The organism is Arthrobacter sp. N1 (genome assembly GCF_048288285.1).
Lineage (GTDB): Bacteria > Actinomycetota > Actinomycetes > Actinomycetales > Micrococcaceae > Arthrobacter_D.
This window is the reverse complement of the sequence record NZ_CP102608.1, coordinates 3,237,613-3,251,506: the sequence shown is the minus strand read 5'-3', so window position 1 is coordinate 3,251,506 and position 13,894 is coordinate 3,237,613. Positions and strand designations below refer to the sequence as shown.

Here is a 13,894-nt window from a genome sequence, read left to right as displayed (position 1 = left end):
GGAGGGCGTGGTCAGTCCGGGCTGCCGCCCACACTGACCAGCCGCCAACCGTCGCTGGCGGCGTCGAATGCGATGCCGAACTCCAGGACGGGCGAGGCCGGTCCGGTCTGGGCGGAGAAGTGCCATCCCGTCGTCGAAGCCGCTGCTGCGGCCACCGTCGCCGGCCGGCCGATCACCTGCCAGATCCCGCCGTGCCACCGCAGGGCCAGTGGCCGGCCCTGAGGGGTGAAGCGCACGGCTGCCGGCTCGTCGAGCCGCCTGTGCCCGTGGTGAACACCGATCACCTGTGCTGTCATCTGCTGTCCTCCGTTGGTGCGTCCGCTTTCCTGTGAATAATAGAACACGTCTTCTATTCCTCGGCAAGGAGTGACGCGCCCACGGGTCCTCGCCGGGGCTGTGTGATCACCGGTCGGCGGAAGTGGGGGTGGCACCGGCTAGTGTTCCTCACGCCACGGTCTAGCAGCAGGCTTCGGTTCCTGACCATCATCGGATTCCCCATGACAGAGCCCTCAACTGTTCCCGATGTCACCAGCACCACCGGTGGCACATCGCTCCACTCCGTCTCCGGTCTCACCCACACCGACACCATCCCGGCGCCCGACCGCGGGATCTCCACCGACGTGCCTCTCACCAAGCGGGAGCGCGAAGCACAGTGGATGGGCGCGGCCCTGGAGGCACCCGACCTCTCCGCGGTGCCCCTGGCCGACCTCCGCATCCTGGCCAACAGGATGTTCCGCATGCTCGATTCCGACCATCCGCCACTGCAGGCGGGCGAACGCTACGCGGCGGCGGTGGAGGAGATCGAGGAGCGCTCGCGCAGGATCGCAGCCCGTGGCGAGGCAGGCGGGATCCGCGAGGTGTTCAAGGACTCGGGATTCAACTCCCGCTTCGAGCTCTACTTCGACGGCTCCCTCGCCGCCTACATCCGCTACTCGATGCTCGGCGGCCAGCTCACGCTGCGCGCACTGGTCGAGAAGCCCGGCTTCGAGGGCCGGGGCCTCGGGCCGGTACTCATGCGCCACGCGATGCTCAACGCGCACAAGCGTCGGCTGAGCGTCGTGGCGGGGTGCCCTTCCGCGCAGGCGTTCGTCGAGCAGAATCCGCAGTACCGGACCCTTGCCCGGATGCCGCGCTAGCGCTCACGGACTCGTCCGGGGAACCATCCCTCGCCGGCTGCAGACCGGCCGGCCGCTGACCATGGGGGTCCGCGAGACCGGAAGCCGTCAGCCGCGGAGTGCAGCCCGTGCGGCGTGGCCGATCACCGCGCTGTACGTCGGGTAGGCGAACTTCACGCGGGCGAGCGTCGCGAGATCGGTTCCACCTGCCATGGCGGAGGCGACGGCCGTGATGACCTCGACGGCGTTCTCGCCGACCGCGTGCGCGCCCAGGATCAGTTCGCGCCGACGATCGACCACCAGTTTCAGGAAGCCCTGCTCCCGGTCGTCGATGATGGGACGCTCCACCACGGCGTAGGGCACCGTCACGGCGTGGCACTCGGCATCACGCTCGCGGGCCTTGGCCTCCGTGAGGCCTACACCCGCGTAGTCCGGATCGGTGAAGCCGCCTTCGGGCAGGAGGTGGTGGGGTGTGGTCCGCGTGGCACCGAGGACGGCGTTCTCCGCGGCCGTCTCGCCCTCGAAGACCGCGGCCTGCACGAGCATGCTGCTGCCGTTCGCGTCGCCCGCGACGAAGATGTGGGGCACGTTGGACCGCAGGTAGCCATCCACCGGGACGAAGGAGCGCGCGGTCTGCACGCCCGCCGCCTCCAGTCCGAGTCCCGGCAGGTTGGCCGGCCAGCCGGCGGCCATGATGACGGCGTCGACGTCGCGTGACTGCTGTCCGCCGTCGCGCTTCCAGGTCAGGGTGAGGTGCGCGCCGTTCCGGCTGATGCTGTCGATACCGTCGATGCCCGTCTCCACCTGCACCCCTTTGCCGGTGAAGCTGGCGGTGACCGCCGCAGCGACGTCCTCGTCCTCCGTCATGAGGATGCGCGGAGCGAGGTCGAGCAGGAGGACGTCGGATCCCATGGCGTCGAAGATGGTGGTCATCTGCGCGCCGGTGTGGCCGCCGCCGATGATGGCCACCGAGCCGGGGAGGCTCTCCAGGTCCAGGACCTCGTGCGGCAGGACGGCGAGTTCGGCGCCCTCGATGGGCAGCCGGCGCCCGCTGCCGCCGATGCACAGGATGATCGAGGCCGCCGTGACCTCTCGGCCGTCGACGAGGACGGCGTGCTCGCCGGTGAGTTCGGCGTCGCCCTCGATGAGCTCGATGTTGAGGCGCTCCATCGTGGGGCCGTACCCCTTGGCCTCGAGGACCCGGGCGACCGTGGCCCGCACGCGCTGCACGGTCTTGTCCCAGTCCACCGAGGGTTCGTCCACGACGATCCCGTAGTCGTAGGCCGTCCGCACCTCGCGGAACAGGCGGGCGGTCTTCGCCAGGACGCGGGTGGGGACGCATCCCGAGTTCACGCACGTACCGCCGAGGGCGGACCGTTCGACGACGGCGGTGCGCGCCCCGAGTTCGGCGGCGCGGGTGGCAGCGGCCATACCGGCGGGTCCACCACCGATCACGAGGACATCGAACGTGTACTCCATGGAACAGCTCCTTCGGTCCGTGCACGGGTCGCTGCCCCCATCCTCCACCGGATTCCGGCCGGGTCACAACGCGCCGCCGGATCCCGCGGGGAGTGTCGCCCACGGGCGGCTGCCCCTAGGATCGAAGCCTAGGATCGACGAAGGACGTGCATGACGGGGGACGCTGGGGAGCAGTCTCGATTCACCCTGACCGACGAGGGCGCCGTGCTGCGCCTGGCCTGGGCCGCAGGGGTCACCATCGAGGCCGACGACGTCCATGCGACCATGGCCGCGGTGACGGCGGCCTCGCCACAGGGCAGGAGGCCGCTGCTGGTCCTGATCGGCCTCGTCGAGGCCATCACGCTGGAGGCACGGCACCTCCTGATCGAGGACACGTGCTCGCTGCGTACGGGCGTGGTCGGCGTGGACGAGGTGGGCAAGGTCCTCACGGCGTTCAACTACCGGTCCGTCACCCCCAGCAGGTACTTCACGAACGAGCCGGACGCGCTGGCCTGGCTGACCGGCCATGCCGACGTCGGCGAACCCACCAGCCGTCCGGCGGAGGAGCCGGAGCCCTACCTCGCCCGGCTCGACGAGGGCGTGATCGTGGTGGAGTGGGACCGCGGCACCAGCGTGAGGACGTCCACGGCGGAGTCTCTGGTCACGGCTGTCGCGGCGCTCGCGCCCGAGGGGTGCACACCGATGCTCGCGCTGAACAACAACATGGTCTCGCTGACGCCCGGCGCCCTGGAGGTGTTCGCCCACCGGCTCGGCGTGGCAGCGCTCGCGATCGTCGGCGTCGAAGGAGACCGTGTGATCGCCGCCTACTACAAGCAGCTGCACAATCCGCCGTATCCCACGCGTTTCTTCCCGACGGCCGCAGAGGCGCGTGCGTGGTTGGCCCGCGGAGCGAGCCCTGCGCGGGGGGATTGACCACGATCCGTGCCGGTCGGGGACCGTGCCGGCCCGATCTCCTACCCGGGTCCTGTCCGTGCAGGTACCAGCAGGGCCTCCCACACCGGTCCGATCCCGCCTACCGTGGAGGGGTGAGCACCCAGAGCGACATCCAGGACTTCCTGACGTCGAGGCGCGCTCGCATCACACCGGGCCAGGCCGGCCTGGCCGCGTTCGGTACCAACCGCCGTGTGCCCGGCCTCCGCCGCGAGGAGGTGGCGATGCTTGCCGGCGTCAGCGTCGACTACTACGTCCGCCTCGAGCGCGGCAACCTGTCCGGAGTGTCCGACGGCGTCCTCGAGTCCCTCTGTGCCGCACTGCAGCTCGACGACACGGAACGTACCCACCTCTACCATCTCGCCCGTTCCGGCACCACGGAGGTGCGCGCACGCCGGCAGCCGGCGTCGCGCCGGGTCCGCCCGAGCGTGCAGCGGTTGCTGGACACGATGGTGGGCGCTCCGGCGGTGGTGCAGAACGGCAGGCTGGACCTCCTCGCCGCGAATCACCTGGGCCGCGCGCTCTACGCGCCGCTGTCCGACGGCGCCCGGGGCCCTGCCAACTACGCCCGCGCCACCTTCCTCGACCCGCGGTCCAGGGACTTCCTCGGCAACTGGGAGCGGGCGGCCGACGACTGCGTCGCCCTGCTCCGGCTCGAAGCCGGACGCAACCCGCAGGACCGCGAACTGACGACCCTGATCGGCGAGCTGGCCACGCGCAGCGACACCTTCCGCGTACGCTGGGCCGCGCACAACGTCCATCTCCACACCACGGGGTCGAAGACCTTCCGGCACCCGGTGGTGGGTGAGCTCACCCTCACCTTCGAGGGCCTGCAGCTCGCCGCGGACCCGCACCTCACCCTCTTCGCCTACACGGCCGAACCCGGCTCTCCGTCGTCGGACGCCCTGGCGCTCCTCGCCAGCTGGAGCGCGCACGAGCGTCCCGGCACCGTCCCGGTCGGTGACAGCTCCGGCGGCCCGGCGGAGGTGCTGCCCGGCGACGGCGCACGCACCGACGGGTCGCGGTCCGTGCCTGGCGCCGTCCGGCTTCCTCCGGGCCGTTCCGTCGACGACGACGGCTAGACCGAGCGGCTCCCTTCCCGTGTCCCGGGTCGGGCAGCCCGCACCCCCGAGATCCACGGCAGGCGGTCCCGCCTGCCGTTCCGACATCCTCCAGGAGGAACCCATGACCACAGTCCACGCCTACGCAGCGCCGTCCGCCACGGATCCGCTCGTCCCCACCACCATCGAACGCCGCGAGGTCGGCGCACGCGACGTCCTCATCAAGATCGCCTACGCCGGGATCTGCCACTCGGACATCCATACCGTGCGGGGGGAGTGGGGGCCGCAGCAGTACCCGTTGACCGTCGGCCACGAGATCGTCGGTGTGGTCGAGGAGGTCGGCTCCGAGGTCACGCGCCACCAGGTCGGCGACCGCGTCGGTGTCGGCTGCATGGTGAACTCCTGCGGCGAGTGCGCCAACTGCGCCGAGGGTGAGGAGCAGTACTGCCTCAAGGGAAACGTCGGCACCTACGGCGCGAAGGACCGCGACGGCACCATCACGCAGGGCGGCTACTCCACGCACGTCGTGGTCGTCGAGAACTTCGTCCTCTCGGTCCCCGAGAGCATCCCCTACGAGGCTGCGGCTCCGCTCCTGTGCGCCGGCATCACCACCTACTCGCCGCTGAACCACTGGAACGCCGGTCCCGGCAAGAAGGTCGCCGTCGTCGGACTCGGCGGCCTCGGCCACATGGCCGTGAAGATCGCCCACGCCATGGGCGCCGAGGTGACCGTCCTGTCGCAGAGCCTCAGCAAGCAGGAGGACGGCAAGCGCTTCGGAGCCACCGACTACTTCGCAACGAGCGACCCGGAGACCTTCGAGAAGCTGGCCATGAGCTTCGACCTCATCATCAACACGGTGAGCGCGAAGATCGACCTCGACGCCTACCTCTCACTCCTGCGGCTCAACGGCACCATGGTCAACGTCGGGGCTCCGGCTGATGCGCTGCCCCTGCACGTGTTCACGCTGTTCAACCAGCGTCGCTCCTTCGCCGGTTCCGGGATCGGCGGCATCCGCGAGACCCAGGAGATGCTGGACTTCTGCGCGGAGCACGGCATCGCCCCCGAGGTCGAGGTGATCTCGGCCGAGGCCATCAACGAGGCCTACGAGCGCGTCCTGTCCTCGGACGTCCGCTACCGCTTCGTCATCGACACGGCGACGCTGGGCCAGGCGGGCTAGCGACCCGGATCGGGGCAGGCGCCGGCCGCACTGCCGGACAGGGCGAACCATCGACCGATGGCTCGCGCTGTCCGCGTTCGGTCCGCTGTGGACGGCGCCGGTCCCCACCTGTCCCGGAGCTGTCCCGAGCTGTCCCGGACCACCTTGCGGCCCCTCGCCGTCCGCCGTGGGGTCCTCGCGCCGCAGAGGACCCCACGGCGGACACCGGCCGGGACGGCCAACCAGTAAGCTGAGGTCCACGGCGGCCCTGCTCAGAGGGCGGACGGCAATTCTTCGGACGGGTAGTGGGATGGGCGAGGGGCGGATGCACGGGGTCGCGGGACGGCTGGCAGCGCTGTCGCCGACGACCCTGCATCTCCTGTTCGGTCTGGTGCTGGCCGCAGCCGCAGCCTTCGGCCGCAGCACGAACCTCGAGTCCTCGGGCCTCGCCCTGGTCTGGCCCGCGGCCGGTATCGCGTTCCTGTGGAGCCTCTGGGGATCGCGGTCCAGGGTGGACCTCACCGTCTCCCTGGTCGCCGCCTTCCCCATCCTCGCCTCGGTCAATCTCCTCACGGGTCTCAGCCCGTCCCTCGGCTTCGCCGTGGCCCTCGGCAGCATCGCCCAGACGGCCGCCGCCGTGGTCCTGTTCCGCCGATTCATCCCCGGACTCGAGATCCGGACCGTGGGGGACTACCTCCGCCTCGGATCCATCGCGATCGCGGCCTGCTCCGTCGGCGCCCTCGCGATCGTCGTGGGCAGCGCGATCGACGGATCCGCCGATCCCCTGTCCGCCTTCGTCCCGTGGCTGGTCCGCCACGGCGTCTCGCTCACCGGGATCGGGTCGCTCGGCGTCGTGATCGCCTCGAGCATCAGGGCCAGGGCCGCGGGCCAGACACCTCCCTCGCTCCCGTCCGCCCGCCGTGCCGAGTACGCGATGCTCGCCGTCGTCTCCGTGGTCCTCTACGTCGCGACCTTCGGGGCCGGTACGGCGCTGCCCATCGCCTACACCACCATCCCGGCGCACATGTGGGCCGGGCTCCGCCTCCGTTCGGGCTGGGCGATGCTCCATGGCCTGGTCAGCGGTGCCTTCCTCGTCTTCTTCACCCTCGAGCGCCGGGGGCCCTTCCAGGACCTGGACCCAGGCATCGCCGCGTACGTCGCGCAGTCCTTCATGTTCATCGCCTTCTCCCTCTCCGCCGTGCTGGCACTGAGCATGGATGAGCGGCGCCGCCTCATCTCCCGTCTCTACCGGGCCAACGCCGAGGCGAAGGCCGCCGCCGATCTGCGCGACCTCGTGATCGGCCGGATGAACGACGGCGTCCTGGTGGCGGGCGCGGACAAGCGCCTGATCTTCCAGAACGCGACGAGCGAGCGGTGGCTCGGCGGCGGAACCGCGCGTCCGGGCGAGGTGTGGCGGCGCGACTACACGGTCACGACGCCGGACGGGCAGCAGCTCGACGACGACGCCAACCCGCTGACCCTGGCACTCCAGGGCGTCGTGACCGAGCGGATGGACCTCGACCTCACGCACTGCTCGGGTGAGGTCATGCACCTGTCCGTCGACGCGATGCCGCTGCCGGGCGAGGGCGGCGCCGTCGTCGTGCTGCGCAACGTCACGCACGAGCGCCTGTACGAGCGGGATCTGGGGCGGTTCGCGTCCGTGGTGGCACACGATCTCCTCACGCCGCTGACCGTGTTCGACGGCTGGCTGGAACTCCTCGAGGATCCGGACCTTCCCGCGGACGAACGCCGGGCCAGCATCGAGCGGCTGCAGCAGGCGAGCCTGCGCATGCGGACGCTCATCCGGAACCTGCTCGCCTACAGCCTCGCGAAGGAGGAGCGGCTCACCGCCTCACGGATCGACGTGGGCCGGATGGTGGAGGGGATCATCGACCTCCGGACGGCGCTGCCGGGCACACAGCTCCCCGAGGTGTCCTTCCACGTCGACGCACCGCACGCGGTCTACGCCGACGAGCGGCTGTTCCTCCAGCTCATGGAGAACCTGGTGGGCAACGCGATGAAGTACGGCCGGACCGACGGGACGGGCGAGGTGACGGTGACCACGACGTCCGAACCGACGTCCGGCCGCACCCTCGTGCGCGTGCGGGACAACGGCATCGGTGTCCCGGACGCCGACCTCGACCGCGTGTTCGAGGAGTTCCACCGGTCCGAGAACGGGCTCAGCCAGGCGTCGGGGACGGGGCTGGGGCTCGCGATCTGCCGGCGTATCGCGGAGAGCCACGGCGGATCGATCGTCGTCCGGAACGTCGAGGAGGGCGGCGCGGAGTTCACCGTCAGCCTGCCGGGTACGGCCGCGCAGCTGCCCGAGGGCATCCCCTTCGTCGAGGCGGAGGGCTCGCCGCGGGTCTCCGCTTCCTGACCGGACCAGGGGCCCGGAGGCTCCTGCCCGGAGTCGCCCCGCGTCGGGACCTCAGGCCGCGGACCGCGGGTACAACTTGGGGGACGCACCGCGGCCCCACCCTCCCCGCAGCCCGGCCAGCACCTCGGCCATGGCCTCGCGAGAGGAGCGCCGCGCTTCCCAGCCGAGCACGGAGCGTGCCCGCGAGGTGTCCATGACGGGGCACTGGGAGGCCATGTCGATCCACCCCGGGTCGGTGCGCTGGACACCCAGCCCCCACGACGCCCCGACGATCCACCGGAGCACCCGTACCGGGAACCCGGTCACGCGGCGTGCGCCGAGGAGGTCGGCGACCCGCTCCGGCGTCAGCTCGGGCTCTGCTGCGATGTTGAAGGCACCTGACGCCCGCCGGGCCACGACGCGCCAGTAGGCGTCGGCGACGTCGTCGGCGTGGACCGCCTGGAACACGAAGGCCCGGGGAATCGGCAGGAGGGGGAGGGGGATCCGGCCGAGGACGATCTTCGGCACGAGCGGACCGAGGAAGTAGCGGCCGATCTCGCTGCCCGCCGCCCCCTGGAAGATGAGCCCCGGCCGCAGCCGGGCCACGGGGATCTCCGGGTACTCCGCCTCGAAGGAATCGAGCAGCCGTTCCTGCTCGGCCTTGTGGCGGCTGTAGTGGGACGTCCCGATACCACCCGTGGGCCATGACTCATCCCTGCGGGTCTCCTTGTCCGACGGCGAATACGCCCCGACGGAGGACGCGCACACCACGTGCCGGACTCCTGCGGCGCCCGCCGCGGCCAGCAGGTTCGCCGTGCCGGTGACGTTGGTGCGGTGCATGAACGCCTCGTCGCGGTTGGGCTGGATGGCCCAGGCCAGATGCACGACGGCGTCGATGCCGTCGAGCGCCCGCGTCAGGGCCTCCCGGCCCTCGTCCGTGCCGATGTCGATGGCGTGCCAGTCGATGCCGTCGTACGGTGCCCCGCCGGTATCGGGGATGGTCCGGGCGACGGCCGTGAGCGAGATGCCGCCCGTGTCCTCGGCGGTGTCGTACCCTGAACGCTGAATGGACTCGCGGTCCCGGGCGGCGCCCTGCAGCCGGGTGAGCAGGGCCGTGCCGACGTTTCCGGTGGCGCCGATGACTGCTATGCGCATGGGTGGCTCCTGTGACTCGAGGTGTCACGGGCGCGGGGTGCGCCCCTGGGGACTGGACTACTAAGTAAGCTTATGGTGCAGTTGAAGCAGACGTACAGCCGTAAGCACGCCCCGCTCCGATTCCGGGGCCGAGACCTGGAGGATTCCGTGAGCAGCAACAGCAGGGTGAGCAGCGCGTCGCGCAGTGACGCGGCCGAGAAGGCGCGGAACGCGCCGGATCCCAACGATCCGCGCAAGCCGGACGATCCGAAGGACGTCAGGAAGCCGGCGTGGAAGTACGTGTTCAAGCGGTCCCTGAGCGAGTTCGGCAAGGACCAGTGCACCGATCTGGCAGCGGCGCTCACCTACTACGCCGTCCTCGCCATCTTCCCCGGCATCCTGGCGCTCCTGTCCCTCCTCGGTCTGTTCGGGCAGGCCCAGAGCACCACGAACCAGGTGCTGGAGATCGTCGGTCAGTTCGCGCCCCGCGATACGCTCGAGACGATCCGGCCGACGATCGAGGGCCTCGCCTCCAACCAGGCCGCCGGTCTCACGTTCGTCATCGGACTCGCGGGTGCCATCTGGTCGGCATCGGGCTACGTCAATGCCTTCTCCCGCGCCATGAACCGGGTCTACGAGGTCGAGGAAGGTCGCGGGTTCCTCAAACTGCGCCCGCAGATGCTCCTCGTCACGATCGTCGTCCTCGTCCTGATCGTGATCATGGGCCTCATGCTCGTCCTGTCCGGTCCCGTGGCGGAGGCCGTCGGCAACACGATCGGTCTCGGCAGTACCGCCGTGACCATCTGGAACATCGCCAAATGGCCCGTCATGGTGCTCTTCGCGGTGCTCATGATCGCGGTGCTGTACTACGGGTCCCCGAACATCAAGCAGCCCAAGTTCCGCTGGATGAGCCTCGGCGGCCTGATCGCCCTGCTGGTGCTCGCCATCACCACCGCGGCGTTCTCCCTCTACGTGGCGAACTTCGGCAGCTATGACAAGACCTACGGCGCCATCGCCGGGGTCATCGTGCTGCTGCTGTGGATCTGGCTGGCCAACCTGTCCCTGCTGTTCGGTGTCGAGTTCGATGCCGAGATGGAGCGCGGACGCCAGTTGCAGGGCGGTATCGAGGCCGAGGAGACCATCCAGCTTCCCCCGCGGGCCTCCAAGGCTGCGGAGAAGAAGCAGGAGAAGCACCTCAAGCTCGTCCGTGAGGGACGCGAATTGCGTGAGAAGTACGGACGGGATCACAGCAGGCAGTAGCGGCTCCCGCCCCGCTTCGGCATCCGTTCCACCAGGAGGCCCGGTCGTCACCGCGACCGGGCCTCCTGTCCGTAAGCACACCTAGACTGGCGGCATGACCGACACGCAGCAGTCCGAGCAGCAGTCCGAGCAGCAGTCCGAGCACAGCACCAGAGGGTCCTACGTCACCGGTGGCAAGGAGTTCACGCGGGACACGCAGTACATCGAGACGAGGATCACGAGGGACGGCGCCGACGGCTACCCCGTCGAAGCGGGTCGCTACCGCCTCATCGCCGCACGGGCCTGCCCCTGGGCCAACCGCACGATCATCGTCCGCCGTCTCCTCGGACTGGAGGACGCGATCTCCCTCGGCACCCCGGGACCCACCCATGACAGCAGGTCCTGGACCTTCGACCTGGACCCGGACGGCAAGGATCCCGTCCTCGGCATCGAGCGCCTGCAGGAAGCATTCTTCAAGCGGGACCCCGACTACTCGCGCGGCATCACCGTGCCGGCCGTCGTGGACACGACCACCGGCGCCGTGGTCACCAACAACTTCCCGCAGATCACCCTCGACTTCTCCGGCGAGTGGAAGGACTTCCACCGTGAGGGCGCTCCCGACCTCTACCCGGAAGCACTCCGGGAAGAGATCGACACGGTCAACAAGCGGGTCTTCACGGAGGTGAACAACGGCGTCTACCGATGTGGGTTCGCCGGGTCGCAGGAGGCCTACGACGCCGCCTACGACCGCCTCTTCACCGCACTGGACTGGCTGGAGGAACGTCTCACGAACCAGCGCTTCCTCGTCGGGGACACCATCACGGAGGCCGACGTCCGACTGTTCACCACCCTCGTGCGGTTCGATCCGGTCTACCACGGCCACTTCAAGTGCAACCGGAACAAGCTGACGGAGATGCCGGCCCTCTGGGGCTATGCCCGCGACCTCTTCCAGACGCCCGGCTTCGGCGACACGATCGACTTCGAGCAGATCAAGCAGCACTACTACATCGTCCACGAGGACATCAACCCAACCGGCATCGTGCCGAAGGGTCCCGACCTCGCAGGGTGGACCACGCCGCACGGGCGCGAATCCCTCGGTGGCAGGCCCTTCGGGGACGGCACCCCGCCGGCTGCGGTGTAGGTCGCGGAGGGGTTGCGGACGAGGTGCCCCCGCAGCCCCTCGCGGCCCGGATTAGGGAACAAACTCGTTTCTTAATTGTCCGGAGCCTAGGCTAGCCTTACTTCAGACCGATCGTCCGTCCGAGGGAGGCACCATGGCAGTCCAGGCCTCCGCCGTGCGCCCCGCTCCCTCCACCGCCCCCCGGCCGGCCACGGCCCTCCGCCGTCGGTCCTCGACGCCGCGGAACCTCGTCCGGATGGGTGTCGCGGCGCTCGTTCTGCTCGCCGTCAGCATCGCCTCGCTCACCATCGGGGCGCGATCGGTCGGCATCGGCACCATGATCGACGCCGTCACGGCCTTCGATCCCTCGAACGGCGAGCACGCCGTCGTCCTCTCCCGCGTCCCGCGCACCATCGTCGGGCTCCTCGTCGGAGCAGCGCTCGCCACGGCGGGCGCGGCGCTCCAGGGCGTCGCCCGCAATCCGCTGGCCGACCCGGGCATCCTCGGGATCAATGCCGGGGCCTCGCTCGCCGTCGTCATCGGGATCTACGTGTTCGGGCTCAGCAGCGCCTCCGGCTACATCTGGTTCGCCTTCGCCGGGGCGGGTGCGGCGGCCCTCACCGTCTACGCCGTGGCCAGTCTCGGCCGTGAGGGCGCGACGCCGGTCAAGCTCGCCCTCGCCGGCGCGGCCCTCGCAGCCGGCCTCGGCAGCCTCACCAATGCCGTCCTCGTGTCCAGCCAGGAGACCCTCGACGGCTTCCGCTTCTGGCAGGTGGGCACCCTCTCTGGCAGGGGGTGGGACGTCATCGGCGCGGTCACGCCCTTCCTCCTCGGCGGGCTCGTGCTGACCCTCGCCACGGGCAAGGTGCTCAACAGCCTGGCGCTCGGCGACGACGTGGCCCGCGGCCTCGGCCAGAACGTCGGCCTCGCGCGCGGGATCACGGCGCTCGGCGTCGTCATCCTCTGCGGCGCGGCGACGGCGGCAGCCGGGCCCATCGCCTTCGTGGGGCTCGTCATCCCGCACATGGTGCGGCTCGTGGCGGGCCCCGACTACCACTGGATCCTCCCCTTCTCCGCCCTGCTCGGGCCGGTTCTGCTGCTCGGTGCGGACATCATCGGACGCGTGATCCTCCCGCCGGGCGAGGTCCAGGTGGGCATCATGACCGCCGTCGTCGGCGCACCCGTCTTCGTCTGGCTCGTGCGGCGCCGCCGGATGGCCCAGCTGTGAGCGCCCTCCAGCAGGCTCCCGCGCCCGCCGGGCAGGGTCCCGCCGGGGTCCGCAGCTCCTCGCCGGCGGGCGCCCGGGTGCAGCGCCGGCGGAGCACGGCCCGCCGCGTGGCAGCGGCAGCGTTCGCCGTCACTGTCCTGTTCGCCGGGAACGTGCTGCTCGGGACCTACACCGTGACCATCCCCGACTTCCTCCGCATCCTCGGCGGGGCGGACATCCCCGGAGCCAGCTTCATCGTGCTGGAGAATAAGCTTCCCCGCGCGGTCATCGGCCTCCTCATCGGCGTCGCGTTCGGCGTCTCGGGCGCCGTGTTCCAGACCATGCTGCGGAATCCGCTCGCAAGCCCCGACATCATCGGGATCAGCTACGGTGCGAGCGCCTCGGCCGTGGCGGCGATCGTCCTCTTCGGTGCTGCAGGTGCCGCGGTCTCGCTCTCGGCGCTGGTCGGGGCGATGGTGGTGGCCGCGGCGATCTACCTCATCTCCCGACGTGGCGGCGTGGCGGGGTACCGGCTCATCCTGGTGGGCATCGGGTTCGCCGCCGTCATGCACGCGCTCGTCAGTTTCCTCATCACCCGCACGGATCTCCGTACCGCCTCCGAGGCCGTGCTCTGGCTCAACGGATCGCTGAACTCGAGCACCTGGGACCGCGTCGCGGTGCTCGTCGCCTCCCTCCTGGTCCTGCTGCCGGCCGCAGTCGTCCTGTCGCGCAGCCTGCAGGGTCTCGAACTGGGCGACGACGCCGCGGCGGGCCTCGGTGTCCGCGTCGAGGCATCGAGGCTCGGACTGATGTCCACCGCCGTCGCCCTCGCCGCGGTCGCGACCGCGGCTGCCGGCCCGGTGGCGTCCATCGCGTTCCTGTCCGGCCCGATCGCGCGCCGGCTGCTCGGCAACCGACCATCGCTCGCGATGGCGGGACTCGTGGGCGCGGTGATCGTCCTCGCCGCGGACTTCGTCGCGGCGAACCTGATCGACGGCACCTCGCTTCCCGTCGGTGTCGTCACCGGCGTGCTGGGAGCGCCGTTCCTGCTGTGGCTGCTCGCCACGGCCAACCGCAGAGGCCAGGGAGGCTGA

At 70.3% G+C, this 13,894-nt stretch carries 12 protein-coding genes; 9 read left to right on the top strand and 3 right to left on the bottom strand.

The window, feature by feature from the left end; translation table 11 throughout:
* Nucleotides 1-11: 11 nt before the first annotated feature.
* The gene (locus NVV32_RS15095) at nucleotides 12-296 is read right to left on the bottom strand and encodes a hypothetical protein (protein ID WP_055767056.1); all 285 of its coding nucleotides are present in this window, start codon (nucleotides 294-296) and stop codon (nucleotides 12-14) included.
* A gap of 201 nt (nucleotides 297-497) precedes the next feature.
* On the opposite strand from NVV32_RS15095, the gene NVV32_RS15090 reads away from it, so the two are divergent.
* A complete protein-coding gene (locus NVV32_RS15090; protein ID WP_422390701.1) occupies nucleotides 498-1,136 on the top strand; it encodes a GNAT family N-acetyltransferase in 639 nt (212 codons plus the stop codon).
* Between the two features lie 87 nt (nucleotides 1,137-1,223).
* Here the strand turns inward: NVV32_RS15090 and NVV32_RS15085 are convergent, their stop codons facing one another.
* The gene (locus NVV32_RS15085; RefSeq protein ID WP_422390700.1) at nucleotides 1,224-2,594 is read right to left on the bottom strand and encodes a dihydrolipoyl dehydrogenase family protein; all 1,371 of its coding nucleotides are present in this window, start codon (nucleotides 2,592-2,594) and stop codon (nucleotides 1,224-1,226) included.
* Nucleotides 2,595-2,744: 150 nt separating this feature from the next.
* Here NVV32_RS15085 and NVV32_RS15080 point away from each other — a divergent pair, with 150 nt between their 5' ends.
* From NVV32_RS15080 to NVV32_RS15065, 4 genes are all read left to right on the top strand, one after another.
* The gene (locus tag NVV32_RS15080; protein WP_055767066.1) at nucleotides 2,745-3,506 is read left to right on the top strand and encodes an STAS/SEC14 domain-containing protein; all 762 of its coding nucleotides are present in this window, start codon (nucleotides 2,745-2,747) and stop codon (nucleotides 3,504-3,506) included.
* A gap of 113 nt (nucleotides 3,507-3,619) precedes the next feature.
* Nucleotides 3,620-4,606 carry a helix-turn-helix transcriptional regulator gene (locus NVV32_RS15075; protein ID WP_422390699.1) on the top strand — a complete coding sequence of 329 codons (987 nt, stop codon included), beginning with the start codon at nucleotides 3,620-3,622 and terminating at the stop codon, nucleotides 4,604-4,606.
* 103 nt (nucleotides 4,607-4,709) lie between these two features.
* The gene (locus tag NVV32_RS15070) at nucleotides 4,710-5,762 is read left to right on the top strand and encodes an NAD(P)-dependent alcohol dehydrogenase (RefSeq protein ID WP_055767069.1); all 1,053 of its coding nucleotides are present in this window, start codon (nucleotides 4,710-4,712) and stop codon (nucleotides 5,760-5,762) included.
* Nucleotides 5,763-6,051: 289 nt separating this feature from the next.
* Nucleotides 6,052-8,121, top strand: coding sequence for an ATP-binding protein (locus tag NVV32_RS15065; RefSeq protein WP_422390698.1), 2,070 nt, complete (start codon nucleotides 6,052-6,054; stop codon nucleotides 8,119-8,121).
* 51 nt (nucleotides 8,122-8,172) lie between these two features.
* Here NVV32_RS15065 and NVV32_RS15060 read toward each other — a convergent pair whose 3' ends face one another.
* Nucleotides 8,173-9,255 carry an NAD-dependent epimerase/dehydratase family protein gene (locus NVV32_RS15060; protein ID WP_422390697.1) on the bottom strand — a complete coding sequence of 361 codons (1,083 nt, stop codon included), beginning with the start codon at nucleotides 9,253-9,255 and terminating at the stop codon, nucleotides 8,173-8,175.
* 147 nt (nucleotides 9,256-9,402) lie between these two features.
* Between NVV32_RS15060 and NVV32_RS15055 the strand changes: the two genes are divergently transcribed.
* The 4 genes from NVV32_RS15055 to NVV32_RS15040 all read left to right on the top strand — a co-directional run bounded on the left by NVV32_RS15055 (nucleotide 9,403) and on the right by NVV32_RS15040 (nucleotide 13,894).
* Nucleotides 9,403-10,494 carry a YihY/virulence factor BrkB family protein gene (locus tag NVV32_RS15055; RefSeq protein WP_422390696.1) on the top strand — a complete coding sequence of 364 codons (1,092 nt, stop codon included), beginning with the start codon at nucleotides 9,403-9,405 and terminating at the stop codon, nucleotides 10,492-10,494.
* A gap of 94 nt (nucleotides 10,495-10,588) precedes the next feature.
* Nucleotides 10,589-11,614, top strand: a complete 1,026-nt coding sequence (locus NVV32_RS15050; RefSeq protein WP_422390695.1) for a glutathione S-transferase family protein — start codon at nucleotides 10,589-10,591, stop codon at nucleotides 11,612-11,614.
* A gap of 235 nt (nucleotides 11,615-11,849) precedes the next feature.
* Entirely contained in the window at nucleotides 11,850-12,821 is a 972-nt protein-coding gene (locus NVV32_RS15045) for a FecCD family ABC transporter permease (RefSeq protein ID WP_422392057.1), read from the top strand.
* Nucleotides 12,818-13,894, top strand: coding sequence for a FecCD family ABC transporter permease (locus NVV32_RS15040; protein ID WP_422390694.1), 1,077 nt, complete (start codon nucleotides 12,818-12,820; stop codon nucleotides 13,892-13,894). Before NVV32_RS15045 ends, NVV32_RS15040 begins: the two co-directional genes overlap by 4 nt.